At 63.9% G+C, this 25,526-nt stretch carries 23 protein-coding genes and 1 tRNA gene; 9 read left to right on the forward strand and 15 right to left on the reverse strand.

Translation table 11 applies throughout. The features are described 5' to 3' along the window. Positions 1-57 precede the first annotated feature (57 nt). The 5 genes from ACEWQ0_RS05815 (at position 58) to ACEWQ0_RS05835 (ending at position 4,193) form a co-directional block, all read left to right on the forward strand. Complete coding sequence (locus tag ACEWQ0_RS05815) at positions 58-717, forward strand: DUF2959 domain-containing protein (RefSeq protein ID WP_476481513.1); 660 nt, start codon at positions 58-60, stop codon at positions 715-717. Between the two features lie 392 nt (positions 718-1,109). Next, the gene (locus tag ACEWQ0_RS05820) at positions 1,110-1,757 is read left to right on the forward strand and encodes an isochorismatase family protein (RefSeq protein WP_476484794.1); all 648 of its coding nucleotides are present in this window, start codon (positions 1,110-1,112) and stop codon (positions 1,755-1,757) included. Beyond that, positions 1,754-2,923 carry a nicotinate phosphoribosyltransferase gene (pncB, locus tag ACEWQ0_RS05825; RefSeq protein ID WP_476481511.1) on the forward strand — a complete coding sequence of 390 codons (1,170 nt, stop codon included), beginning with the start codon at positions 1,754-1,756 and terminating at the stop codon, positions 2,921-2,923. Before ACEWQ0_RS05820 ends, pncB begins: the two co-directional genes overlap by 4 nt. A 46-nt stretch (positions 2,924-2,969) precedes the next feature. Then, a complete protein-coding gene (locus ACEWQ0_RS05830; protein WP_476484795.1) occupies positions 2,970-3,869 on the forward strand; it encodes a patatin-like phospholipase family protein in 900 nt (299 codons plus the stop codon). Positions 3,870-3,896: 27 nt separating this feature from the next. Further along, positions 3,897-4,193, forward strand: coding sequence for a hypothetical protein (locus ACEWQ0_RS05835; protein WP_476481509.1), 297 nt, complete (start codon positions 3,897-3,899; stop codon positions 4,191-4,193). 68 nt (positions 4,194-4,261) lie between these two features. Here ACEWQ0_RS05835 and ACEWQ0_RS05840 read toward each other — a convergent pair whose 3' ends face one another. The 10 genes from ACEWQ0_RS05840 to ACEWQ0_RS05885 form a co-directional block, all read right to left on the reverse strand. Next, positions 4,262-6,022: a M28 family peptidase gene (locus tag ACEWQ0_RS05840; RefSeq protein WP_476484796.1), complete on the reverse strand. Its 1,761-nt coding sequence runs from the start codon at positions 6,020-6,022 to the stop codon at positions 4,262-4,264. Between the two features lie 53 nt (positions 6,023-6,075). Beyond that, positions 6,076-6,717 (reverse strand): response regulator, encoded by a 642-nt coding sequence (locus tag ACEWQ0_RS05845; protein WP_476484797.1) that lies wholly within the window; start codon positions 6,715-6,717, stop codon positions 6,076-6,078. Continuing rightward, positions 6,714-7,898 (reverse strand): sensor histidine kinase, encoded by a 1,185-nt coding sequence (locus ACEWQ0_RS05850; RefSeq protein ID WP_476484798.1) that lies wholly within the window; start codon positions 7,896-7,898, stop codon positions 6,714-6,716. The genes ACEWQ0_RS05845 and ACEWQ0_RS05850 overlap by 4 nt, the downstream gene beginning before the upstream one ends. A 160-nt stretch (positions 7,899-8,058) precedes the next feature. Beyond that, on the reverse strand, positions 8,059-9,291 hold the full coding sequence (locus ACEWQ0_RS05855; RefSeq protein ID WP_476484799.1) for an IPTL-CTERM sorting domain-containing protein: 1,233 nt from the start codon (positions 9,289-9,291) through the stop codon (positions 8,059-8,061). 54 nt (positions 9,292-9,345) lie between these two features. Continuing rightward, on the reverse strand, positions 9,346-10,215 hold the full coding sequence (locus ACEWQ0_RS05860; protein ID WP_476484800.1) for a hypothetical protein: 870 nt from the start codon (positions 10,213-10,215) through the stop codon (positions 9,346-9,348). Between the two features lie 823 nt (positions 10,216-11,038). Next, positions 11,039-11,112, reverse strand: a tRNA-Gln gene (locus tag ACEWQ0_RS05865). Positions 11,113-11,200: 88 nt separating this feature from the next. Further along, positions 11,201-11,593: a 30S ribosomal protein S9 gene (gene rpsI / locus ACEWQ0_RS05870; RefSeq protein WP_476481503.1), complete on the reverse strand. Its 393-nt coding sequence runs from the start codon at positions 11,591-11,593 to the stop codon at positions 11,201-11,203. A gap of 21 nt (positions 11,594-11,614) precedes the next feature. Further along, on the reverse strand, positions 11,615-12,043 hold the full coding sequence (rplM, locus tag ACEWQ0_RS05875) for a 50S ribosomal protein L13 (protein ID WP_476481502.1): 429 nt from the start codon (positions 12,041-12,043) through the stop codon (positions 11,615-11,617). 87 nt (positions 12,044-12,130) lie between these two features. Next, complete coding sequence (locus ACEWQ0_RS05880; RefSeq protein ID WP_476481501.1) at positions 12,131-12,469, reverse strand: (2Fe-2S) ferredoxin domain-containing protein; 339 nt, start codon at positions 12,467-12,469, stop codon at positions 12,131-12,133. Beyond that, positions 12,466-13,161: a DUF481 domain-containing protein gene (locus ACEWQ0_RS05885; RefSeq protein ID WP_476481500.1), complete on the reverse strand. Its 696-nt coding sequence runs from the start codon at positions 13,159-13,161 to the stop codon at positions 12,466-12,468. The genes ACEWQ0_RS05880 and ACEWQ0_RS05885 overlap by 4 nt, the downstream gene beginning before the upstream one ends. A 193-nt stretch (positions 13,162-13,354) precedes the next feature. Between ACEWQ0_RS05885 and coq7 the strand changes: the two genes are divergently transcribed. Then, a complete protein-coding gene (coq7, locus tag ACEWQ0_RS05890; protein ID WP_476481499.1) occupies positions 13,355-13,993 on the forward strand; it encodes a 2-polyprenyl-3-methyl-6-methoxy-1,4-benzoquinone monooxygenase in 639 nt (212 codons plus the stop codon). 35 nt (positions 13,994-14,028) lie between these two features. On the opposite strand, the gene ACEWQ0_RS05895 is transcribed toward coq7, so the two are convergent. From ACEWQ0_RS05895 to ACEWQ0_RS05905, 3 genes are read right to left on the reverse strand one after another with little or no spacing between them, the layout of a single operon-like run. Continuing rightward, complete coding sequence (locus tag ACEWQ0_RS05895) at positions 14,029-15,027, reverse strand: YheT family hydrolase (protein ID WP_476484801.1); 999 nt, start codon at positions 15,025-15,027, stop codon at positions 14,029-14,031. Next, complete coding sequence (locus tag ACEWQ0_RS05900) at positions 15,014-15,799, reverse strand: lysophospholipid acyltransferase family protein (protein WP_476484802.1); 786 nt, start codon at positions 15,797-15,799, stop codon at positions 15,014-15,016. The genes ACEWQ0_RS05895 and ACEWQ0_RS05900 overlap by 14 nt, the downstream gene beginning before the upstream one ends. Continuing rightward, positions 15,796-16,119: a putative signal transducing protein gene (locus tag ACEWQ0_RS05905; protein ID WP_476484803.1), complete on the reverse strand. Its 324-nt coding sequence runs from the start codon at positions 16,117-16,119 to the stop codon at positions 15,796-15,798. Before ACEWQ0_RS05905 ends, ACEWQ0_RS05900 begins: the two co-directional genes overlap by 4 nt. Positions 16,120-16,263: 144 nt before the next feature. Here ACEWQ0_RS05905 and ACEWQ0_RS05910 point away from each other — a divergent pair, with 144 nt between their 5' ends. Continuing rightward, positions 16,264-17,301, forward strand: a complete 1,038-nt coding sequence (locus ACEWQ0_RS05910) for a CDP-6-deoxy-delta-3,4-glucoseen reductase (protein ID WP_476481495.1) — start codon at positions 16,264-16,266, stop codon at positions 17,299-17,301. 4 nt (positions 17,302-17,305) lie between these two features. On the opposite strand, the gene ACEWQ0_RS05915 is transcribed toward ACEWQ0_RS05910, so the two are convergent. Beyond that, positions 17,306-20,710, reverse strand: a complete 3,405-nt coding sequence (locus tag ACEWQ0_RS05915; protein ID WP_476484804.1) for a bifunctional diguanylate cyclase/phosphodiesterase — start codon at positions 20,708-20,710, stop codon at positions 17,306-17,308. Between the two features lie 124 nt (positions 20,711-20,834). Beyond that, positions 20,835-22,181: an NADP-specific glutamate dehydrogenase gene (gene gdhA, locus ACEWQ0_RS05920; protein ID WP_476481493.1), complete on the reverse strand. Its 1,347-nt coding sequence runs from the start codon at positions 22,179-22,181 to the stop codon at positions 20,835-20,837. Between the two features lie 307 nt (positions 22,182-22,488). On the opposite strand from gdhA, the gene ACEWQ0_RS05925 reads away from it, so the two are divergent. Together ACEWQ0_RS05925 and ACEWQ0_RS05930 are read left to right on the forward strand one after the other, a co-directional pair. Next, a complete protein-coding gene (locus ACEWQ0_RS05925; RefSeq protein ID WP_476484805.1) occupies positions 22,489-24,945 on the forward strand; it encodes an alpha/beta hydrolase family protein in 2,457 nt (818 codons plus the stop codon). After that, positions 24,942-25,526 (forward strand): DUF488 domain-containing protein, encoded by a 585-nt coding sequence (locus tag ACEWQ0_RS05930; protein WP_476481491.1) that lies wholly within the window; start codon positions 24,942-24,944, stop codon positions 25,524-25,526. The genes ACEWQ0_RS05925 and ACEWQ0_RS05930 overlap by 4 nt, the downstream gene beginning before the upstream one ends.

Below are 25,526 nucleotides of genomic sequence, written 5' to 3' on the forward strand. Positions count from 1 at the left end.
CTGCGCCTTGCCTGTACAAGCGGGTATGATGTAAAACCGATCACCTCGGAGCCGCCCATGAATCCGATCGCCAACTCGCGAGCACAAGCCCTTTGCCTGCTGCTGATCGTCGTCGCCGCCCTGAGTGGCTGCCAATCGGTCAAATACCGCGCGCTCGAGACCTTCGGCGTGGAAAAGCGCGACATCCTGTCGGGCCGCGTCGAGTCCGCGCGTGACAGCCAGGACCAGGCCCGCGAACAGTTTGCCTCGGCGCTGGAACAGTTCCGTGCCACGGTCGCCTTCGACGGCGGCGAGCTGGAAGCACTCTATGACCGCCTCAGCAACGCTTATGAACGCAGCGTCAAGAACGCCGACCGCGTGCGCACGCGCATAGACGAGGTGCGCGATGTGGCCGAAGATCTGTTCGACGAATGGTCCGACGAGCTCGACGAGTACGAAAGCGCCGACCTGCGCCGCCGCTCGAGCGACCTGCTTGACGAAACGGAAAGCCGCTACGAGCGCATGATCACGGCCATGGAGCGGGCCGAAGCGACCATGGATCCGGTGCTGCAATCGTTCCAGGATCAAGTGCTGTTTCTCAAACACAACCTCAACGCTCGCGCTATCTCGGCGCTGAGAAACGAACTCGAAGGCATCGAGAGCGACACCCAAGCGCTGATCGAGGCCATGAATGAAGCCATCGCCGAGGCGGACGCCTTCATTCAGGCGCTGGAGTGATTCGGGACGCTTCACGGCCTGTGGAATCGGCGAAGCTGCGCCACCAGTCGTGGTGCGGGTCTTGACGCGTCAGTCATCCGTCGGGGACGTAGCCCCAACCTACGCAGGCCACGATCACATCCCGCAACACCTTGGGCCCAAAAGGTAGGTCGCAGTTACATCCGCGACGGACGAGGTGCCGGACCGACACCGTCGCAAGCAACGCCTGTCCAGCCCTGCCACGTCGTCTTCGCGAAGATTCCGTCGCCGGGTGCGTGAAGCGAAGCGCAACGCACCCGACCGGCAAGCATGCGCCAGACCTGCAGCGCTCCATGCCGGCCTTGGCTTGAGCGTGCCGCATCCGCATATACACTGACACAGACCCGAATAACGGAAGACCCACGGAAGATCTCATGAAACTCCCGCACAAACAATACGTTGCCAGCTTTGACGTGGACGCACAGCGCACTTTCACGCCGCTGTGCCCGAATGAACTGCCGGTGGACGAGGGCGACACGATCGGCCCGGAGCTCAATCGGCAGGCGGAGTTCGCCGCCTGGCGCCTGGGCTCGAAGGACGCCCACAGCCCGAAAGCGATATGGGTGACCGACAACCCCGACATGATCGGCAAGCCGGGCGTCGAAGGCGACAACGTCGAGGAGCACTGGCCAGTGCATGCCGTGCCCGGCACCGATGGCTTTGAGCTGCTTCCCGAGCTGCCCAGACCAGCCGACTACGATTTCTTCGTCTGGAAGGGCGTCGAGCTTGACATGCATCCCTACGGGGCCTGCTACCACGACATCGCCGAGGAAATGAGCACCGGCGTGATCGAGTGGCTCAGGGCCCGCGACGTCAGCCACGTGCTGCTCGGAGGCCTGGCCGCCGACTATTGCGTGCGGGCCACGGCGCTGCAGCTTCAAGCGGCGGGCATTCAGGTGATTCTCAATCGCGCCGCTACCCGCGGCATTGCCGCAGAAACCGTCGAGCAGGGGCTTGCGGACATGGAGCAGGCCGGCGTCGAGTTCATCGACAGCTGCGATGAACTGAAACTGCCGGCATGATCATCGAGTCCCTGCTCGATACCGATATCTACAAGTACTCGATGATGCAGGCGGTGCTGCATCAATTTCCGAGTGCCGAGGTCGAGTATCGGTTCAAGTGCCGTAGTGAAGGTGTCGACCTGCGCGCGATTCGCAGCGATCTGGAAGACGAGCTGACGCACCTGTGCACGCTCACGCTCGATCCCGACGAACTCGACTATCTGAGCAGTCTGCGCTACGTCAAGCCCGACTTCATCGAGTTTCTGCGCCTGTTCCATCTGCAGTCGCGCTTCGTTCACATCGGAGAAGAAGACGGCCAGTTGAGCATCCGCATTCGCGGCCCCTGGCTGCACACCATCCTGTTCGAGGTGCCGATCCTGGCGATCATCAGCGAGCTGTATTCCCGCCACAGCTGGCCAGCCCATGGCCTCGAGGAAGGGCGCGAGCGCCTGGCGACCAAGATCGCGCAGGTCAAGGCAATGGAGCATCCCGGGGAATTCGTGTTTTCCGACTTCGGCACTCGCCGACGGTTCTCGGGGGCCTGGCACGACGAGGTCGTGGGCACCCTTGCCGACGAGCTGCCCGACAATTTCCGCGGCACCAGCAACGTCGCGCTGGCGCGCAAGCACGATCTCGTGCCCATCGGCACGATGGCGCATGAGTTCATTCAAGCCTGCCAGGCGCTGGGCCCGCGCCTGGCCGAAACCCAGCGCTTTGCCTTCGAGGTGTGGGCGCGCGAGTATCGGGGCGATCTCGGCATTGCCTTGTCCGACACCTACAGCCTGAAGGCCTTTCTGCGCGATTTCGACATGTATTTCTGCAAGCTGTTCGACGGCGCCCGGCAGGATTCGGGTGATCCGTTCGAATGGGGCGAGGCGATGATCGAGCACTACCGCAACAACCGCGTCGACCCCAAGACGCGCAGACTGATCTTCTCCGACTCGCTGACCATCCCCAAGGCCGCCGACATCTGGCGGCGCTTTCGCGATCGCATCAACGTGTCTTTCGGCATCGGCACCAACCTGACCCACGATACCGGTGTACAGCCGGTCAACATCGTCATCAAGATGACCGAGTGCAACGGCCAGCCGGTGGTCAAGCTCTCCGATTCGCCAGGCAAGGTGGTTTCGACCGACCAGCACTATCTGGCCTGGGTGCGCCAGGCCTTCGACATTCCGGCCGAGTGAGGCCAAGTCGCGTTGCTGCGCCCGCCAATGGGCTAGAATCCGCCGCATGGAGCAGCTGAGAAACCCCCTTGCCGGACAGAGCGTATCGCTGGTGCTGGGTGCCGGCGGCGCGCGCGGTCTGGCGCATATCGGCGTCATTCGCGCACTCGAGAAGGCCGGGCTGGAAATCCGGCACATTGCCGGTTCGTCAATGGGGGCGCTGATCGGCGGCATTCACGCTGCCGGCCATCTCGATGCCTATGAAGAGTGGGTCGGCACGCTCGAACAATCGCATATTCTGGCGCTCATCGACTGGACTTTCTCTGGCGGCGGCCTGATCCGCGGCAGAAAGCTGATCGACAAGCTGGTTGAGCTGACCGGGCACTACGACATCGAGTCACTGCCAATGGATTTCACCGCCGTTGCCGTCGATCTCGACCAGGGCCGCGAAGTCTGGCTGGACCGCGGCCCGCTGTTCGACGCCATCCGCGCGTCGATTGCCATCCCCGGTGTTTTCACCCCGCATGCGTATCGCGGCCGCACCCTGATCGACGGCGGCATTCTCAACCCGGTGCCGATCGCGCCTACGCTTCGAGCCATCAATGATTTGGTCGTGGTCGTCGACGTGAATGCCCCAGCAGTGCAGCCGCCGCCGCTGAAGCCGGCGGCAGAACCGGACGATGATGCCCACGGGATGCTGAGAAAGGTGCGTGAGTTCATGAACGGCTGGCGCGACGACGAACCGGAAAAAGACAAGCGACCCGGCCTGATGGCCGTGATGATGCGCGCCTTCGACACCATGGAGGCGGCCATGGCCCGTCATCACATGGCGATCTTCCAGTCGGATATCATGATCAGCGTTCCCAAGAACGCCTGCCTGGTGCACGAGTTCCACCGCGCCTCCGAGCTGATCCGGCTTGGTGAAGAGCTGGCGCACGAAGCGCTGGCTGGCTACGCCAACCACTGAATCAAGTGCAGACCCAAGAGACTCCTGATGCCCAATAACCACGACTTGCTTTTTGACGAAGCGGCCGACGCCGTGGTCGATCTCGGCAACCGCCTGGCTGCCGCCAACCCGGACGCCGACCCCTGGGCCCTGGCAGACGGCCTGATCGCCGGCGCCGTGCACTACTGGCTGTATGCCCACCAGCCCGAAAGCCCCGTCGCGGCCGACGACGACATGTTGACCGCGCGCGAGCGGGTGGAAGAAATGGTCAATCAGGTGATGCAGTCAGCCGAAGAGAGCGAGTATCTGCACTCGCCGCAGGATACCGACGTCGGGCGGGCATAGCGGCCGCGGCTGCAAACGTCCGTGCAGGTCGGGGGCGTCCCCGACCTGCACGGGCTGGCGGCGCGCGCTCAGCGCCGGGATTCTTCCCGAATGGCCTTGAACTCGTTGCCGTCATACCACTCCGGCCAGCGATCGCTGTCGGCAACCGCGCGGCCTACAGTGTAGAACAGCTCCAGATCTTCGGCCACGCCGCGCAGATCCCAGTCCTCGCTCCAGGTATCCGCCGGCTTGTGATAGCGCTTGTCGCGATACTCGGCCTGCTGCGCGAGACCGTATTCGCGGCCCTTTTCGCGGTGGTCGACTCCACCCTTGGCGTACAGGGCCGGAATGCCGATCTTGGCCAGATTGAAGTGATCGGAACGATAATATGAGCCGCCTTCCGGGCTGGGTTCGGGCTGCGTCTTGCGGTCCTGCCGCTCGGCCGCTTCGGCCAGAATCTCTTCCAGCTCGGAGGAGCCATAACCGACCACGGTCACATCGCGCGTGGGCCCGATGATCGTGAGTGCGTCCATGTTGATGGCCGCGACGGTGTCGCCGGGGGCGTAAACCGGATCATTGGCGTACTGCGCCGATCCAAGCAGCCCGGACTCTTCCAGCGTTACGGCCGCAAACAGCTGCGTGCGCTCGGCCGGGCCCGCCAGCATGTTCAAACGCGCAATCTCGAGGATCCCCGCGACCCCCGACGCATTGTCGATGGCGCCGTTGTAGATGCCGGCGGAGCCGGAAATCTCCGGGTCTTGCCCGAGGTGATCCCAGTGAGCCATGTAGATGACGGCTTCGTCCGGCCGCTCGGTCCCCGGAATCCGGGCGAGCACGTTGTAGGACTCACCCCGGCTGGTTTCGTTACGGACCTGCGCCGCCATGGTGGCATCAAGGCTGACCCATTCGAAGCCCGGCTTCTGTGCCCTCTCCTTGAGCTCGTCGTAGTCCTGGCCGGCGCTGCTGAAGAGCTCACGGGCACTGTCGACGGTCAGCCAGCCTTCCAGCGCGACGCGCGGGGCCGACTCATCACTGGCCAGGACAAACTCAGGCCCGGACCAGGAGTTGACCACGACCTCCCAGGGGTAGCTGGCCGGCTCGGTCTCGTGGACCACCAGCGCCGCGGCTGCGCCCTGACGGGCGGCTTCTTCGTACTTGTAGGTCCAGCGGCCGTAATAGGTCATCGCGCGGCCGTTGAACAGCGCTTCATCGCCGGTGGCAAAGCCGGGATCGTTGACCAGCATGACCACGGTCTTGCCCTCGACATCCAGGCCGGCATAGTCGTCCCAGTCGTATTCCGGGGCAACAATGCCATAGCCGACAAAGACCATCTCGGAGTCCTCGACGCCGTGAGGATCGGTACCGAGGCGTTTCGAGTTGATCACCATCTGCTCGGGATAGCTGAAGTTCATTTCGCCGCCCTCGTGATCGATCGACAGATCGCTGCGCTCGACATTCGTCAGCTCGATCATCGGCACCGGCTGCAGATAGCTGTCGCCGTATCCCGGCTCCAGCCCCAGCTCGGTGAACTGCTTGACCAGATAGTCAACGGTCTTGCGCCCGCCCGCGGTGCTCGGGGCACGTCCTTCGAAGTCATCATCCGCCAGCGTGGAGACATATTCGTCGAACAGCTCGGTATCCACGCCGTCACCCGGAATTGGCGGCAGACCGGGCTCGGTGGCCTCGCCCGCATCTGTCGACCGGGCGGAATCAGCTGCGGAACCGGCTTCATCGGCCATTTGCGGCGCCGAGTCGGCGGCATCGTCCTGGCTGGCGGGCTCCGATGAACCCTGCCCGCCACAGGCTGCCAGCAGCAGCGAAAACAGAATCGCGGTCAGATAACGAGACATGGCATTCAATCTCCCTGGGAAACACCCGATTCTAGCAGGCCCGGCGCCGGGCGTCAGATCAGGCCGGCTTCCAGCGCCTTGAGAACGGCGCGGGTGCGGTCACGCACCCCCATTTTCGACAAAATGCTGGAGACGTGATTCTTGACCGTGCCTTCGGCCACGCTGAGCGCGCCGGCGATCTCCTTGTTGGAATAGCCGCCGGCCATCAAACGCAGAATTTCGGTTTCGCGCGCGGTCAGCGGGTCGGGCTCTGGCAGGCTGCTGAAACCGGTTTCCATCCGGCCCAGGCCCTTCAGCAAGCGTTCAGTGACGGCCGGGCGAACCAGGGTCTTGCCCTGGGCAACCTCGCGTACCGCCTTGATCAACTCTTCCAGGGCCACATCCTTGAGCAGGTAGCCGCGCGCACCCGCGCGAATGCCGGCCAGCAGCAGGTCATCGTCATCGAAGGTCGTCAGGATGATAGTGGGCGGCAGGGCCTTCATTCGCGACAGCTCGTGCATTACCTCCAGCCCGTTCTTGCCCGGCATGCGCATGTCCAGGAGCAACACATCGGGATCGATCTGCGGAATGACTGCGATCGCCGTGTCGCCGTCGGGCGCTTCTCCGGCCACACTGATGTCCTCGGCCAGTTCGAGCAGTGAACGCACGCCCTGCCTGACCAGCGTCTGATCGTCGACCAGCATCACCCGAATCATGCCTCACCCTCCGTGGGCAGCCAGGCTTTCACCTGAAAGCCGGCACCGGGCCGGGTGGCAATATCCAGCCGGCCGCCCACCTCGCGGAGCCGGTCCCGCATGCCGCTGATGCCGTTGCCCGGCAACAGGTTGACGCTGCCTCGGCCGTCATCACGGGCCTTGAGAATCAAGCCCCCCGCCTCTTCGCCCAGGGTGAGCCACAGACTGGATGCCTGCGCGTGCCGTACGGTATTGGTGATCAGTTCCTGCGCGCAGCGCAACAGGATCTGTGCACGTTTGGGATCGGTCAGGGCAAGATCGCCGGAAATATCCAGCTCGATATCGAGATCCGGCACTCCGGCGGCCAGCATTTCCAGCGCCTGGCGGAGGTTGACCTGGTCATCGCGGCGCATGTCGCTGACGACCTCGCGCACGTCAGACAGAAGCAGGCGCGCAATCGAGGCGGCCTTGTCGACGTGCTCGCGCGGCTTGCCGTCACTGGTGTGGCTGGCCACCTCGAGATTGAGCGTGAGCGCCGTGAGGTGGTGCCCGATCAAGTCGTGCAGCTCGCGAGAGATTCGGACACGCTCGGCGATACGGGTATTTTCCGTCAGCAGCGACTGGGTTGCCAGCAGCTCGGAATTCACCCGCCGCAGCTCCGAACGCGCCTGCATCTGCTTCAGAGCCAGCAGGGAAGCAATAAAGGGAAAGCTGGTCAGGCCCAGGTTCATCAGCAGTTGCACCAGCCACAGCAGCCAGCTGCCTCCGGGGCTGAAGGCGATCCACACGCTGAACGCCAGCGCCAGCCCAACCACCCAGCCAACGCCGACAACCAGGGGAAGAATCCACGGCAGCAGAGCGGCTAGGAGCATGGCCAGCAAGCTGCCCAGCCCGGTATTGGTGAAGTAGGTCACCCCGAAGGCGGAAACCGACAGCACCAGCATCAACAACACCCGCTTCCAGAACGGTGCCGATCTTTGTCGGCCGATCACCGGGTGCCAGAGCACCAGCATGAACAACAAGGCCGCCGACCACCAGCCGACGATGTCGCCGGTTGCCGGCGCTTCCGGCAGCATCCACGGCAGCAGCAGCAGCGTCAGCGCGGTCAAAAACCAGACCAGCACGCCTACATAGCGCAGCCAGTCGATGCTGCGGATCTCCGAAAGAAAGCCGAGACGCTCCAGAAGCTGTTGCAGATTCATGCGGTGGATTTTAAACCCGTACGCAGCCGGGGTCATGGGTCAGTGGTCATATCGCGCTGGCCGGCGCATTGGCCAGACAAAGAGAAACCGCCGGGAAGGCCCGGCGGTTTCTCTTTTATCTGCGCGGCGACCGAACGGGGGTCGCCTTCAGATCAGCGGATCAGGCGCGGAAGAAACGCACCGAGATACCGCCAACCATCAGCATCAGCAGAGTCAGCAGAGCGATGCTCCAGTTGCTGAGGGTCGGCACCGGAATAGGCTCGAACTCGGTGGCGCTGCAGGAGATCTCATGCGCGCCATCAAAACCGTTGTCCCCGGTGCACGCCAATGTTGCCGAGTAGCTGTCGCCTTCGATCGCTGAATCCGGGACATCACAAGCGATGCTGAAATCGGTGGATTCACCGGCGGCAATCGTTCCGCTCAGCGGCGACGGCGTCACGCTGATTTCCGGATCGCCAGTCAGGTCACATGTGAAATCACCGGCGGCCGAACCCGAGTTCGAGATGCTTCCGCTTCGGCTGGTGCTCGAGCCGACAACCACGGTGCCCAGGTTGACCGCGCCGAAGCTCGGGCTGACGCCCAGATCGGCAACCGAATCCGCGCTGCCGGCGATGTCGGCCGACGGGTTCGGGTTGACGTTGGCATCGCTGGTGATATCGATCTGATTCGAATACGAGCCGTTGGCGGTGGCGTTGAACTGGATATCAATCGTGCAGCTCGTGCCAGCGGCCAGGCTGCCGGTGCAGTTGTCGGCCGCAATCGTGAATTCCGCGTCCGGGCCAGCCAGCGCAACGCTCGAGATATTCGCATCGGCCTGGCCAACGTTTTCAACCGTGAAGGTGTCGGTTACCGGCATTGTGCCGAGATCAACCGTGCCGAATCCCATCGGGTCCGGGGTCAGAGTGAGTTCGGATTGGGGGCCGGAGACAATCTCCACCCGACCGTCAGTGAGATTCACCGACTCACCAGCGGGCGAGGTGCTGGCTACAACAAGCGTAAGGTCACTAAAGTCGCCTGCGCTAGCGCCACCCGCGATATCAAACGTAATCGTGCCACTCTGATCCGTGCTAATTGCGGAACCCAAATTCTGGAAGGTGATACGAATGGTGTTTGCGGCGATGGTCTGGCAAGACTCAAGACTGGTGGTGACGCCACTGAGACAACCGTCGACATCTGTGCCACTTGTCTGAGGAGTCAAAAGCCCATCATCAAAAGTAAGGTCGAGCCCCACACCTTCAATGACTCCGCCAGCGGTGTAGTTCCAGTCAACGGTGACGGATGTCGCTGAGACATTCACCGTTTCAGAGCTGACCGAAGCACTTTGCGCAAACACGAGCGAGGGTGCGCTTGCAATTAGAAGACCGGCCATGATTGCAAAGCCTTTTCTGTACATCGCTTAATTCCTTATATTATCAAAACGTCGTAAGTTGCGAATAGAAGCACGCATTCAGCTATTCAGGGAGCAATCCTCATTACCGCCCGCGAACCTATCAAAAACGGCTGACACATCGCTTAGGTCAACAAGTCCACTTTCATCGTAGTCAGGCTGCCCAGCGGCAGGGGTCCCACCGTTGCTTGCAAATTCGTCAAAAATTGCCGTCACATCATCAAGGGCAAGGGCTGTCCTGCTTGAGTCAGTGAGCCCACGGCAGAGGCGGCCCGGCCGATCCGTCCGGCGCGAGTCGAAGTCGTCAAAGTCGAGGCTGCCGCCAGAGGCGCCGTTGACGTTACCGAGGCTGGCGTTGTTGATGACCAGGCCGGAGGTATCAACCGTGGTGGTCAGGTCAGAAGCGCCATCGACGCTGTAGAAGATGTCCGCTGAGGAGTCGGCCTGCCACTCAAACTCGACCGAGTGCCAGCCAGCGCCGACACCAGCTTCTACGATATCGGTCGATCCGCCGCCCTGATCAAAAACGCGCAGGGTCAGGTCGCCGGCGTTGGGACTGTTGTACCAGACCTGAATCTGATCGTCGGTGCCATTGTCGGCACCAAACAACTGCACGGCGTTCGAGCCGGCATCGTCAAGAAACACATAGAACCGCGTGATATAGCTGGCTTCGTTCATCGGCGAGTCATCGGTGACATAACTCACTGTACCGTCGAGATCTACGCGCAGACCGCAAGGGCCACCGTAGCGGCGATTGGCGGTTGCAGCAGTGTCTTGTGTGCCGGTGTCAGCATCGCTCAGCCCGCCGGTCTCGCCGGACCAGTTGGAGATGGTGCAGGTCTGTGCCTGGGCGTTGAGGGCAAAGCCGAGGCAGGCGCTAACGGCGAGGCCGGCCAGGAGTGCCTTGCGGGCGGTTGTCATCAGTTTCATGTTCGTGATTCCTCATTCGTGTTTGTAGCAGGAAACGCGCCGAGCTGCCGAACCCTGGTGCCCGGGCTTCCGGAGGGCTGACAGGAACTTGCGGAACTCTGCTCACAACCTCGTGCAGCGCAGTCTAGCCCATTGATTTTGCGGGCGCAACCCGTGTTTTCACGATCGGGGCAAAGTTCCCTCTTACTGGATATATACGCAAAGCGGCGGAGAAACGTGTCAGGTATTTTCGTCCTGATCCTCTTTTCCCAGCCAGATACAAAGCATGCCGGCCAGGGCTCGCGGCTTCGCCGCTCGGTTGACTGCGCCCGCTGCGCGGGCTTGCCCTTCGCTCCGCTACGGGTTGCTCCGGCCGCTTCGCGGCCTGCACATCGTTCCCTCTCCCCCAGCCAAAAACGAAAAAACCCGGCCAGGGGCTGCGTTCCGGTCTCAGTGGCGCTTCTTGACACACGGGATTGCTGCGCGGCCTTCAGCCGCTTGCCCTTCGGGCGGTCGCTACGCTCCAGCGAGCTCGCGGCTTAGCCGCTCGGTTGACTGCGCCCGCTTACGCGGCTTGCCCTTCGCTCCGCTACGGGTTGCTCCGGCCACTTCGCGGCCTGCACATCGCTCCCTCTCCCCCAGCCAAAAACGAAAAAACCCGGCCAGGGGCTGCGTTCCGGTCTCAGTGGCGCTTCTTGACACACGGGATGGACTGCGCCCGCTTACGCGGGCTTGCCCTTCGCTCCGCTACGGGTTGCTCCGGCCGCTTCGCGGCCTGCACATCGTTCCCTCTCCCCCAGCCAAAAACGAAAAAACCCGGCCAGGGGCCGGGCTCTTTCGTTTTTGGCTGGGGGAGAGGGATTCGAACCCCCGCTGACGGAGTCAGAGTCCGTAGTCCTACCACTAGACGATCCCCCAATGAGATCGTTGGCGTCGTTCGACCGCCTGCGGCACCCGTAGGTCGGGGTTACATCCCCGACGGGCGAGGCCCGGAACGCCTTCGAGCTTATCGCTTCGAGTACTGCGTTGCCTTGCGCGCCTTGTGCAGGCCGATCTTCTTGCGCTCGACGGCGCGATCATCGCGCGTGGCAAAGCCGGCCTTGCGCATTTCGCCCCGCAGTTCTTCGTCGTATTCCATCAAGGCGCGCGCCAGCCCCAGACGAATGGCGCCGGCCTGGCCGGTGGTGCCGCCGCCGCTGACGGTGACGTTGACGTCAAAGCGGTCGGCCAACTCGACGAGCTCCAGCGGCTGACGAACGATCATCTGCGCCGTCTGGCGGCCGAAGAACTCTTCCAGCGGCTTGCGGTTGATGGTGATCTGGCCGTTGCCGCGGCGCAGGAATACCCGCGCGCTGGAGGTCTTGCGTCGGCCGGTGCCGTAATACTGTTCAGTTGCCATGTCTTCAGTCGTCCTAAAAGATTACAGTTCCAGCGGCTGGGGCTGCTGGGCGGCGTGCGGATGCTCGGTGCCGGCGTAAACCTTGAGCTTCTTGAACATCGCGCGCCCCAGCGGGCCTCGCGGCATCATGCCCTTGACCGCCAGCTCGATGACCTTTTCGGGCCGCCTGTCAAGCTGTTTCTCAAGGGTGATCGACCGCATATGGCCGACATAACCGGTGTGGTGATAGTAGATCTTGTCGGTCATCTTGCGGCCGGTGGCGTGGATCTTCTCGGCATTGACCACAACGATGTAATCGCCGGTGTCCACATGCGGAGTGTATTCCGGCTTGTGCTTGCCGCGCAGACGACGGGCCACTTCGGTGGCCAGCCTGCCAAGCGTTTTGCCTTCGGCGTCGATCAGGTGCCACTGGCGGCGCACGTCTTCTGCCCTGGCGCTATAGGTTTTCATGGATTCCGTCCGCTCGCTAGAATATTGAGAACGTTGCAGTAAAGAGCGGGGATTCTACAGCAAGCGAAAGCGGGCTGCAATAGCCAATCACTCTGCGACCGGCAGCCGCGCGGGCAGCATCAAACGCTTGACGGGGCGTCCCTCGACGATATGGGATTCGATGATCTCGTCGAGATCGGACTCGTCGATGTAGGTGTACCACACGCCCTCCGGGTAGACCACGAGGCAGGGCCCTTCCTCGCAGCGGTCAAGGCAGCCGGCGGTGTTGGCGCGCGCGGCACCCGCGCCGGACAGCCCCAGTGCCTTGAGCCGGGACTTGGCGTAAGCGCGCAGCCGGGCTGAACCACAGCGTCCGCAAGAGGGTCGTTTGGCGCCCTCGGGACGCTCATTGGTGCAGAAAAACAGATGGTGGTTGTAATAGCTCACTTTTCGCCGAACTTGTAAACGAGATTGGCCGTGGTCAGCGTATCGGTCTTTTTCACGCCGGGGTCCACCTCGGTATTATGCCGCACGGCACCCGACAGCTTGAGAGCAAAACGGGTATTGATGGTCACGTTCAGCGCCAGCTCGTTTTCGGCAAACGTATTGTTGCTGCCGGCCTCGACCAGCAGGTCATTGGTCAGGTCGGCCGTCTCCGAGATGCTCCAGGCATAGTTTGCCGACAAACGCCCGATCACGTTGGTGTCGGTGGGCTCTTGCGGATCTTGCGGCTCGGCCCGGCGCACACCGGGGCCGAACTCGGCCGCCAGCTCATGGGTCTCGGTATCGAGAATCTGGCGGCCATAACCCATCGACAGGCTGGCCTGATAGTCGTAGCTGGAAAACTCGTCCTGGTCGTAGCGCAGAGCGCCGAACAGGTAGGATTTTTCGTTGAAGTTGTAACCGGACTTGTAGCCCAGGGTATAGCGTTCCGCGTTGAGCTGGCCCTCGTCTTGAGCGCGCAGCGCTGTCAGCCTCAGGTGGTTACGCCACTTTTCGGACTTGCGTTCGAAATTCAGCCCCAGGTTGAGGGTTTCGGTTTCGGAGTTGCCGCGGGCGATCACGAGGCCGAACTCGCCCTTGCCCGACCACTCGGCGGCGTCAGCCGGGCAGACCAGCCAGCCGCACATCAGGATCATTGCGAAAGATTGCATATAAAGGAGTTTGTTCTTGTTTGGTCTGCGCTCGACAGACAATGACATCATCGGCACGTCAAAGTTTCCCTCGATTTGCGGCTGATTCGTGCATGCCGAGCCGGCTGCACGGCGGCAAGTATAATAGCCGGACGCAACATCCCGAACCATGCAAACCGCTCCCGACCATTCAATATCCATGCGCGAACCCACGACTCTCGACCGTATTCTCAGCCAGCTGGACGGCGGCCTGCGCGCCGCATTCGGCCCGCCACCCGACGCCACCCACCCTTCGCCGGCAAAGAATCTGCCCGACGCGCCTCTCGACGACTCCGAACGCCGCCTGGCCGCCGGCCTGATGCGCATCAACCACACCGGCGAGGTCTGCGCCCAGGCGCTTTACGCCGGGCAGGCAGCGACGGCCCGCAGCGACGAAATCCGCGCACAGATGGCCGAAGCCGCCCGCGAGGAAGAAGATCACCTGGCCTGGTGCGCCGAACGGCTCGACGAGCTGGGCAGCCGGCCCAGCCTGCTCAATCCGCTGTGGTACGTCGGCTCCCATGCGATCGGCGCCGGCGCCGGCCTGGCGGGCGATCCCTGGAGCCTGGGATTTGTAGAGGCGACCGAACGCCAGGTCGAAGCCCATCTCGGCGAGCACCTCGAGCGTCTGCCGCCACAGGACCAGCGCTCGCGCGCCATCGTCGCGCAGATGAAAGAAGACGAGGCGCGCCATGCACAGATGGCTCTCGACAGCGGTGCTCATGTTCTGCCCGCGCCGGTGCAGCGTCTGATGGCGCTGACTGCAGGCGTCATGAAAGCGCTGGCCTACCGCATCTGACGGGGGAGCGGCTGACTCAAGACCCGTGCGTGCGCTCAGCCCGCAAGGATTGACAATTCGCGCAGCAGGCGCTGTTCGATCCAGCTCTCCAGTCGCCAGTTGCACAGAAACCCGCAGTGGCCGCCGTGCGCGAGCACTTCCACATCCAGCGCCGGCGACTGCGGCAGCGCGTGCACATCATCGACAGGAATGATCGGGTCGTCTGCGGCGGTGATGATCAAGGTCGGTGACTGCAGCCCGGCAAGGTAGTCACCGGCCACGGAATAGCCTTCGAGATAATCGTCGAGGCCGGCCATGTCGGTGTAGCGCTCGATCAGCCATTCGGTCTGTTCCCGCACCCGTTTCAGCCGGAACCAGGGCTGCAGACTGTAGCGCTCGGGGAAGAGCGATTGCTTGTATTTGAGCGATCGGCGCCATTTGTGTACGAAATAGCGCTGGTAGATCGGCAGACCCTGCTCCATGGCATCCAGGACGCGCTGCGGGCGGATCACCGGGCTGACGGCCACCGTGCGCTGCAGCTCGAGCCCGCGCGCAGACGCGTGTCGGGCGATCCGCAGGGCAAAATTGCCGCCCAGAGAAAAACCGGCCAGAAAAACCGGGCCGTCGTACTCGCCGGCCACGATGGAGACCACGTCGAGCACTTCTTCAAGCAGACAGGAGTGAAACAGGCCTTCATTGAGATGGTGCGAGCCGCCGTGGTCGCGAAAATTGAGCCGAAAGGTATCGAAACCGGCCTGATCAAGCGTTGCCGCGCTCGACAGCAGGTAGTTGGAGTCGACACTGCCTTCCCAGCCGTGCAGCAGAATCACCAGCGCGCCGCGTCGGCTCGCGGGAGCGCGATTGGCAAAGCCCAGCAGGCGGCTGCCGTCGGCAGCGGTGACGACGCGCTCGCTGCAGCGGGCCAGATACGCGCCGGCGTGTTTTCTCACCTTGCGCCGCCGCAGCGGGCCCGAGGTGAGAATCGACTGCACGTGCGGGCTCGACAGCAGCCCCCGCGGCAAAAACGGAGCAGCGGATGAATCAGACGTTGTCATAGCAATCCTTGACCACGGCGCCGGCCTTTTCAGCCAGCCGGCGACGGCCGCTATCGTAATCCATGATCGGCTCGCCGATCACCACCCGGCCGGTCAGCGGTGCGGCAGCCATCAGCCGGAAGAAGTTGCGCAGAAAATTCTCGTGCGGCCCGAACACGAATTCATCATGCAGATCGCGCTCGCGCTGATAACGAATCGTCACCGGCACCACCGGCAGGCGCGTGCGAATGGCCGGGGCAAACAGCGGCGCGTGGAAACGCCCCACGCCACGCTCCGGGCGGATGCCGCCTTCGGGGAAAACGCCCACGCGATCGCCGCGACGCATCAGCGCCGCCATGCGGCGAATGATCTTCTGGCGCGAGTCGAGCTGACCGCGCTCGATGAACAGGGTGCCGCCTGCCTGTGCCAGCCAGCCGATCAGCGGCCAGGCGCGGATCTCCGACTTGGCGACCAGCCACATCGGCCACAGCGCTTGCAGCACCACGATATCCAGCCAGCTGATGTGGTTGGCAACAATCAGCGCCGGCCCGTCGGGGAACCGGCCCGAGACCCGCAGGCGCACGCCGAACAGGCGCAGCGTGATGCGCTGCCAGCTGCGGTGCGCGCGCTTTCTCAGCGGCAGGCCGCCCACGGGCATGCGGTGGATGCCGGGCAGAAAGCACAGCAGAGTCAGCGGCAGGCCGATGCACGCATGCAGCACAAACAGCGGCAGCCGCCAGGCCAGGCGCCAGGGCGTGCGAAACGGCGGCGGCTGACGCAGCGGGTCGCTCATTGCCGCAGCTCACGCACGTGGCCGCAGCGCCAGCAGCTGGTGAACTGCCCGGCCAGATGCTCGCCACACCCCGGGCAGACCCAGGGCGGGCCCGCACCGGTCTGATGTCGCTCGGCCAGCACTCGATGGGCGCGCTCGAGGTCTGCCCTGCGCACCCACAGTGACGGCCGCGCTCCCTCCGAGTAGTAGATTTCGACCGCGACGCCCCAAAGCTCCATGCTGCGCAGCTGAACCTCGATGCCCGCCGACTCGACCAGGCCGCGCAGAAAACCTGCCTCGATCGGATCGGCGGCGGTGGTCAATTGCACCCAGTTGCTCACAGCAGGTGCATCCCGGCGGACGCGTCGGATCGGTTCGGATGCAGCAGGAGGAACATACCCGCTTATCGTACAGGCTTTGTGCCGCTTTTCCCGTGGCAATCTGGCATGATGTAGGGTTTGTTACCCATCAGCCGTACTTGCCGAGTGTCCAGTTCCCGAAAAGCTCATATCCGCATTGCCTCCACCGGCCGTGAATTCAGCGCACAAGACGATGAGACCATTCTTACGGCCGCCTTGCGCCAGGGCATTGTGCTGCCCTATTCCTGCCGCAACGGCACCTGCGCCAGCTGCAAGTGCCGCCTGGTGGAGGGCGAGATCAGCTATCCCTACAACCCGCCGGCCGCACTCGAACAGGCCGAGCTGCACGACGGTCAGATGCTCAGCTGCCAGGCCGTGGCCCGGGGTGATGTGGTGATCGAGGCGCGCGAAATCGAGCAGGTTGAAGACATTGCGGTGCGGCTGCTGCCGGCGCGTGTGGAAACCATGGACCGGTTTACCGACGACACCATGCGCCTGCGCCTGAAACTCCCGGCCGCCGCGCGCCTGCAGTTTCTCGCCGGCCAGTACATCGACATCCTGCTGGCCGACGGCAAGCGCCGCGCGTTCTCGCTGGCCTCGCCGCCGTCGGAAAAAGAGTTCATCGAGCTGCACGTCAAGCAGGTCGACGGCGGCGGCTTTACCGGCCATGTCTTCAATGACATGCAGCTCAAGGAAATTCTGCGCTTCGAGGGCCCGCTGGGCACGTTCTTCTTTCGCCGCAGCTCCGAGCGCCCGGCCCTTCTGGTTGGTGGCGGCACCGGCATCGCGCCGCTCAAGGCCATGGTCGAAGAATTGATGTACGCCGGCGATGATCGCCCGCTGGAGCTATTCTGGGGCACGCGCAGCGCCGGCGACCTCTACGCCGCCGAGCTGATCGGCAGCTGGCAGGAGAAACACCCGGCGCTCAATTTCGTCCCCGTCGTCAGCGAACCCGACGCGGGCTGGAGCGGCGAAACCGGCTTCGTCCACGAGGCCGTTCTGCGCCACCACCCCGACCTGTCGGGATGGGACGTGTACATGTCCGGCCCGCCGGCCATGATTCACGCCGCACGCCCGGCCTTTCTCGCCGCTGGCGTGCCCGAAGAGCGGCTGTTCTACGACTCTTTCGACTTCGCCCCGGACGTGCCGCCGGCAGCGGGCTGATTGCTCATTCTCCGTCCAGCTGATCGAGCCGGATATGGTCAGGAAGGCTTTGAAAGTCTTCAACGGAAAGGGGCCTGGCCAACAAGTAGCCCTGGGCAAGCTCGCAGCCATGCTGGCGCAGCCGCTCGAGCTGCTCCCGGGTTTCCACGCCTTCGGCAAGGGCCCGCAGCCTGAGGTTGCGGGCCAGCGACAGTGACGCGATCACCAGCTCGGCATCCTTGGGATCATCGGCAATATCAGCAACAAAGCTGCGGTCGATCTTGAGCATGTCGAAGGGGAGGTGGCGCAGATAGCTGAGCGACGCATAACCGGTGCCAAAGTCATCCATGGCGATGCTTGCGCCGAGCTGCTTGAGCTCGGCCAGGGCCGCGGCCGACTGACCCCGCTCGTCGAGCAACACGCTTTCGGTGATCTCGACCTGCAACGCGCAACCCGGAAGACCGTTTCGGGACAGAGCCTGTTTTACGACGGAGACCAGCTGCGGGTCGCGAAACTGCTGCGGCGAAACGTTGACCGACACCCAGAAGTCCGGGTCGCGCTCGATGCGCCAGCGGGCGGCCTGTTCGAGCGAGCGCTCGAGCACATGCCGACCGATGGCATCAATCTGACCGGTCTGCTCGGCGATGGCGATGAACTCGTCGGGCGGTACCTTTCCGAGGATCGGATTGTGCCAGCGCGCCAGTGCTTCGGCGCCGACCACGGCCCCGCGACGCAGGTCGATGATGGGCTGGAAGGCCAGCGACAGCTCGTCGCGGGCCAGCGCCCCGCGCAGCTGCTCTTCCACGCTCTGGCGTCGCTCCACGTTGCGGTTCATCGCCCGGGTGAAGTAGTGATAGGTATTGCGGCCCTCTCCCTTGGACTGATACATGGCGATGTCGGCGTTGCGCAGCAAATCCTGGGAGGTGACGCCGTCACCGGGTGCAATGGCAATGCCCACGCTGGCGGTGAGCATGAACTCGCGGCCCTGAATATGAAACGGCTGCCGAAAGCTCGTGAGCAGCTTGTCGACAATCGGCTGGGCCGCTGCGCTGTTGGCGAGGCCGCCGACCACGATCAGGAATTCGTCGCCGCCGAAGCGCGCCACGGTGTCGTGATCACGCACGTCTGCCAGCAGGCGCCAGGCAGCTTCTCGCAGAAGCTGGTCACCGGCTTCGTGCCCGAGGGTATCGTTGGCCTTCTTGAAGTGATCAAGATCCAGAAACAGCACCGCGACCTGCTCGTTCCGGCGGTCGGCTGCCTTGAGCAACTGGTTCAGGCGGTCCAGCGCCAGAATCCGATTGGGCAGACCGGTGATCGAGTCGTAATGCGCCAGATGGCGCATCTTTCGCTCGGCGTCACGCTGCTCGGTAATATCACGTAGCGTGCCGGCGCAGCCGTTAATGCATCCTTGTTCATCCACGGTGACGCGGACGTTGACCTCGAGCCAGCGGGAATCATTGCGCTGAGTCAGATAACGCACCTCCGAGCGTGCCGAGGACCGCTGGCCCGCCATCAGCTGGTGAAATTCACGTTCGCTGCCGCGACGGTCCCGCGGGTGCACAAAGTCGATGTAGCGCCGGCCCAGGCTTTCATCCACGGAAAAGCCGGTGATCTCTTCCCAGGCCGGGTTCAGAAACGTCCAGCAGCCCTCACCGTCGGCCTGAAAGACCACTTCGCGGATGTGATCCACTACCGAGCGGTACTTTGCCTCGCTTTCGGCAATCGCCGCCTCGATGCGCTTGCGTTCGGTAATGTCCTGGATGAAACCGCTCATCCGCTGCGCTTTACCCGGCGCGCCCTCGATCTCGGCATAGGTCTTGAGCCAGCGCAGCTGACCATCGTCCTGACGCTGGATGCGATGCTCCACATTGTATGGCGCACCAGTCTCGCGCGCCAGCCGCAGCCGGTGGCGAACAGTATCGATGTCATCGCGGTGAACCAGATCCAGAACTGCGTCCAGGCCGAGCGGATCCTGGTGGCAGCCTGTGACCCGGCGCCACTCTGCCGAGGGGTGGAAAGCATCGTGCTCGAAGTTCAGCTCCCAGCTGCCCAGATGCGCCATGTGCTCGGCGTGGGTGCGCAGCGTCTCGCTGTCGCGCAGCGCGCGGGCCGTGCGTTCGCGCTGGATCACGGCACCAAACAGGTCGGCCAGCACTTCCAGCAGCCGAATCTCCTCATCGCGCCAGACACGCTCGCGGCGCACGGCGTCCAGGCCCACAAAACCGTGCAGCTCATCGCTGACGACGATCGGCACCACGACCAGCGACTGAATATCCTCGGCCTCGAATACGGCGCGGTCGCTGTCCCAGTCGGGCGGCAGATCGGCCACCCGCGGCACGTGCATGATCTCGCGCCGCTCCATGCACTCCACTACCCTGGGCACCGTCCCCCGCGGCAGGTTCTGCAGGCTGTCGATCTCGGCCTTGATGCCTGGCGCACACCACTCGTGGGTGTTGTCCATCAGCGTGCGCCCTTCCTTGAAACGAAACAGATAGCTGCGATCCACTCCGCAATAGCTGCCAACGCGGCTCAACACATCGGTAATCACGTCATCCACATCAGCGGAGTCGAGCGCGATGAAGCGCTTGGAGGCTTCCACCAGCGTGCGCTGCAGCCCCGACAGATAATCCAGCGCCGCCTCGGTGCGCAGGACATCGGTCATGTCGACACCGAGGCCCGTCAGAAATTCTTCATCACCCAGAACGATACGGCGGCCCTGAAAATGATAATCACGTCTGCTGCCGTCCTTGAGCGGCAAAGTCGCTTTGAGCAACCCTTCGCCCTGATCAAACACGGCGCGCATGGCCTCTTCAGCCTTGCCATGCTCGGACGGATCGAGAATGTCCCACACCGTCATGGTTTCGAGCTCGGCAGACGAATAACCGGTGAGCGCCTCCAGGTTGGCGTTCCACTGGCGCATGTGGCCGGATTTGTCCATCAGATAAAAGATGCCGGGCAGGCTGTTGATGATGCCGCTGGAAAACTCCGCCTGCCAGCGCTGCTCAGCGGCAATGCGGCGCCGCTCGGTGATATCGCGCACGGCGGCGACGACCAGCGTCCCTTCATCCGACGACAGCGGGCTGAGGCTGATCTCGACCGGAAACAGGCTGCCGTCGCGGCGGCGCGCCTCCAGATCGAGGTCGGCGCCCATCGGGCGCACGGTCGGCTGCGCGAAGTAGTCCCGCCGCTGGCCACGGTGGCTCGCGGCCGAGTGCTCGGGAACGAGCACCTCCAGGGCTTGCCCCTGCAGCTCCCGGCGCCGGTAACCAAAAAGATTCTCGGCCTGGCGATTGACCAGCCGGATGCACCCGTTCCCGTCCACCACCACCATGGCGTCCGGAACGGCATCCAGCACCTCCTGCAGATCACGATCGGCCAGGCTTTCGGTGTTTTCTATGGCGCCAACCGCAACGGTGCCGGGCGCGGACATTGAGCGTGGATCATACGTCAACGAAACCCCCTGTCGACGCTATGTATCTGATTTCAATGTACCACGAGCGGCACATGCCACGAAAACATCGGCGCGAAGCCCCAGGGCGCCGCAGCCCGGGGGCTCAGATCACGCCCAGAGCCAGCATGGCCCCGGCCACGCGATCGAAGCCGGCAATGTTGGCGCCAAGCACATAGTCGCCGGGATGTCCGTACTGGGCAGCAGCTTCGTGGCAGTCACCGTGGATGTTGCTCATGATCTCGCGCAGGCGCTGCTCGGTATAGCCAAAACTCCAGGAGTCACGCGAGGCATTTTGCTGCATTTCCAGCGCGCTAGTGGCCACCCCGCCGGCGTTGGCCGCCTTGCCGGGGGCAAACAGCACGTCAGCCTCCCGAAACAGGCGAACCGCCCTGGGCCGGCAGGGCATGTTGGCGCCTTCGGCCACGGCGATCACGCCGCCGGCTATCAGCCGGCGGGCAGCCTCGTCGTCAAGCTCGTTCTGGGTCGCACAGGGCAGAGCCACCTGACACGGCACCTCCCAGACCGACGCGCCGCGGACATGGCGCGCCGACGCCCCGCGCCGCCGAGCGTATTCATCGATGCGGCCGCGCTCGATTTCCTTGACCTGGCGCAGCAGGGCAAAATCGATACCGGCGCTGTCGTGGACGTAACCGCCCGAATCGGAGCAGGCCACCACCCGGCCGCCGAGCTCGGCCACCTTCTGCATGGCATAAAGCGCGACGTTGCCCGAACCGGACACCACCACGTCGAGACCTTCAAGCCGGTGCCCATGGGCGGCCAGCATTTCGTGCAGGAAGAAGACGGTGCCGTAGCCGGTTGCCTCGGTGCGCACGCGCGCCCCGCCCCATGCCAGGCCCTTGCCGGTGAGCACGCCCGACTCGTAGCGATTGGTGATGCGCTTGTACTGGCCGAACAGATAGCCGACCTCGCGCGTGCCCACGCCGCTGTCGCCGGCGGGCACGTCGGTGTATTCGCCGATGTGGCGGTAGAGCTCGGTCATGAACGACTGGCAAAAGCGCATGACCTCGCCCTGCGAGCGCCCCTTGGGATCGAAGTCCGAGCCGCCCTTGCCGCCGCCGATGGGCAGCCCGGTGAGCGCGTTCTTGAACACCTGCTCGAAGCCGAGGAACTTGACCACGCCCAGGTTGACCGTCGGATGAAAACGCAGGCCGCCCTTGTAAGGCCCGAGCGCAGAGTTGAACTCGACCCGGAAACCACGGTTGATCTGAACCTCGCCGCTGTCGTCGACCCAGGGCACCCGGAAGATGATCTGGCGTTCGGGCTCGCAGATGCGCTCGAGCAGCTTGGCCTCGGCGTATTCGGGATGCTGGCCAAGCACCGGCACCAGGGTCTCGAGGACTTCGTTGACGGCCTGGTGAAACTCCGGCTCGGCGGGATTGCGGCTGACGATGTTGTCGCGCAGCGTACGCAGCGATTTGGTAATGGACATTGATCTGTTTGCTCAAGCGGCGAAAATGGCGTCGAAGTCCCCGGCCATGGCTCGCCCGACCGTGCATGAAACACATCAAGCCGGACGCCGCGGGCGGATCGTCCCTGCTTGTCATTATACGGACGCGAGCCGGCCGAAAAGAAGCCAGCCATTGATTCCGTGCAACACCGCAACCGAGGCGGCGCGGATATCCTCCCGGTTTCCCTTTTCCCGAACGCTGCGATAGCCTTGCAGCCGAAGATCCCTGCCGCAGCGGCCGCTCGAAGCAGCCAGCCGGCCAGACCAATCAGACATCGGGAGCAGGCACATGAGACGTCTTGCAAGCGTGTTGACTTTTGCAGCACTTATTACCCATGGCATCACGGCGCCCGCTGCCGACCGCACCGCGGCGACGCAATGGCAGCAGCCGCCGCCAGACATCATGCAGGTGCTGCACGCGCCGCAGCTGCCGCGGGTGATGAGCGCGCCTTCGGGCGAACATCTAATCCTGACTGATCCGGTGGTCTACCCTTCCCTGAGCGAACTGGCTGCGCCGATGCACAAGCTTGCCGGCATTCGGGTCAACCCCGCGCTCAACACGGTACACGGCCGCCGCGGCGGCACATCGCCGCGCCTGGTGCGGGTGGCCGACGGCCAGATCACACCCCTGGATCTGCCGGCCGAAGCAGAGGTCCACAGCGTCGACTGGAGCGCCAGCGGCGAGCGCTTTGCGATCACCGCGACGCTTGCCGATCACCTGGGGCTGTGGGTCGGCTCGGTGGACGGCGAGCTGACCCGGATCGAAGGGCTGGCGCTCAATCCGTTGCTGGGCTCGGCGGTCGACTGGCTGCCCGACCAGAAACGCCTGCTGGTGCGCCGCATTCCCGATCGCGGGCCCGCGCCCGAGCCGCCGACCATTCCGGCCGGGCCGGAGGTACTGGCAGGAGAAGGCGCCGAAGCGCGCTCGACCTACGAGGCGCGCAACCTGCTCGAAACCGCGCACGACGATGCGCTGTTCGCCTACTACATGAGCTCCGAGCTGGCGATTGTCGATCCCGACGAAGGCCGCGTCGAGGTCATCGGCGAACCGGCTGCGTATGCCACGGCCAGCTTCTCCCCGTCGGGCGATTACCTGCTGGTCGAGTACCTCGTCGAGCCCTGGTCGCATGAAGTCGCGTGGTGGCGCTTCGCCAGCGAAGTCGAGCTTTGGGACGACAACGGCGAAAAGGTTGCCACCGTGGCCTCGCTGCCGTTGGCCGATGAAGTGCCCACCCACGGCGTGGCCGAGGGGCCGCGCCGGTTTACCTGGCGGGCCACCGCGCCGCGAACGCTCTACTGGGTAGAGGCCCTCGACGGCGGCGACCCGATGGCCGAAGTCGAGCACCGCGATCGCCTGATGCGCCTCAAGGCGCCTTTCGAAAGCGACGCCGAGGAAACATTCCGCGCCGAGCACCGCATCGTGGGCAGCGGCTGGGGCGCGGAAGACGGCACCCTGATGCTCGCCCAGTACGAGCGGATGGAACGCTGGCTGTACGTGTGGCTGCTCGATGTCGACGAAGGCCGCTCGCGCCTGTGGTACGACCGCGATGTCAGCGATCGCTATGGTGATCCCGGCTCTCCGGTCTTTCGTCCGCTGCCCAGCGGGCACTGGGTGATGCAACAAGACGGCGACAACGTCTACTTTCGCGGCAGCGGCGCGACCGAAGAAGGCGACCGCCCCTTCCTCGATCGACGCGATATCGAGACCGGCGAGACCGAGCGACTGTTTCGCAGCGCGCCCGATCGCTACGAAGTCTTCGTGTCCTTTGCCGCCGGTGACAAGGAGCAGTTCATCGTGCGTTCGGAGTCGCCCACCGAAGTACCCAACTACCACCTCGCCACCCTCACTGAACGCGTCGACGCGGCCCAGGGCGAACCCGACTGGCGCCACAGCCGCCAAGCGATCACCGAATTCGAAGACCCCACGCCGCAACTGCGACAAATCGAGAAACGGATCGTGCGCTACGAGCGCGAGGACGGCGTGCCGCTGAGCTTTCATTTGCACCTGCCGCCGGGCTACGAGCAAGGCGAGCGGCTGCCCACCGTGGTCTATGCCTATCCGCAGGAGTATTCCGACGCCGCCACCGCTGGCCAGGTGCGCGGTTCGACCCGGCGTTTCAGCCGCTTCTGGGGCGCCTCGCACCTGTACTTCCTGCTGCGCGGCTACGCCGTGCTCGACAACACTGCCATGCCCATGATCGGCGATCCGGAAACCGTCTACGACAGCTTTGTCGAGCAGCTCGTCAACGACGCCGAAGCGGCCGTGGCCAAGGCGGTCGACATGGGCATCGCCGACCCCGAGCGCATCGGCGTGATCGGCCACAGCCACGGCGGCCTGATGGTAGCCAACCTGCTCGCGCACACCGATCTGTTCCGAGCCGGCATTGCGCGCAGCGGCTCGTACAACAAGACCAACCAGCCCTTCGGCTTCCAGTCCGAGCGGCGCACGCTGTTCGAAGCCCGCGACGCCTATATCCGGCTTTCACCCACCTTCTACGCCGACCAGGTCGACGAGCCGGTGCTCGTCATCCACGGCAAGGACGACTCCAACCCCGGCACGCTCACTTACCAGAGTGAAGTCTTCTTCGAAGCAGTACGCGGATCGGGCGGCACCGCGCGGCTGGTTCTTCTGCCGTTCGAGGACCACGGCTACCGTGCCCGGGAAAGCATCGAGCACGTATTGTGGGAACAGCTGGAATGGTTCGACCAGCACGTCAAGAACGCGAACGCAGCCGCGGCGCCGTGACGAGCGACGGACCGGCCGGCGAGTCGACGGCGGGCTCGGCGAACCGGGCCTTCTACACGGTGGGCCATTCAACCCGTTCGATCGGCGAATTCGCCGAGCTGCTCGGCCAGGCCGGAATCGAGCAGCTTGTCGACGTGCGCAGCGTGCCGCGATCGCGCACCAACCCCGACTACAACCTCGAGGTTCTGCCCGAAAAACTGGCTCCCTGGGATATCGAGGCGACGCATATGCCCGCCCTCGGCGGCCTGCGCGGCAAGAGCCGGGAGGTCGACGAGGCGGTCAACGGCTACTGGCGCAACCGCAGTTTTCACAACTATGCCGACCATGCCCTGAGCGAAGATTTTCAGACCGCGCTCGAGCAGCTCATCGACCTGGGTTCACGCAAGACCTGCGCGCTGATGTGCGCTGAGGCGGTGTGGTGGCGCTGCCACCGACGCATCATCAGCGACCACCTGCTGGCCGGCGGCGAGCGCGTGTACCACCTGATGGGCCGCGATCGCATCGAGCCGGCGAAGATGACTGACGGCGCCGTCGTTGCAAACGGCCGCGTCGTCTATCCGGCGGGCGCTGAGAAAGGCTGA

The organism is Wenzhouxiangella sp. YN9, from assembly GCF_056324165.1.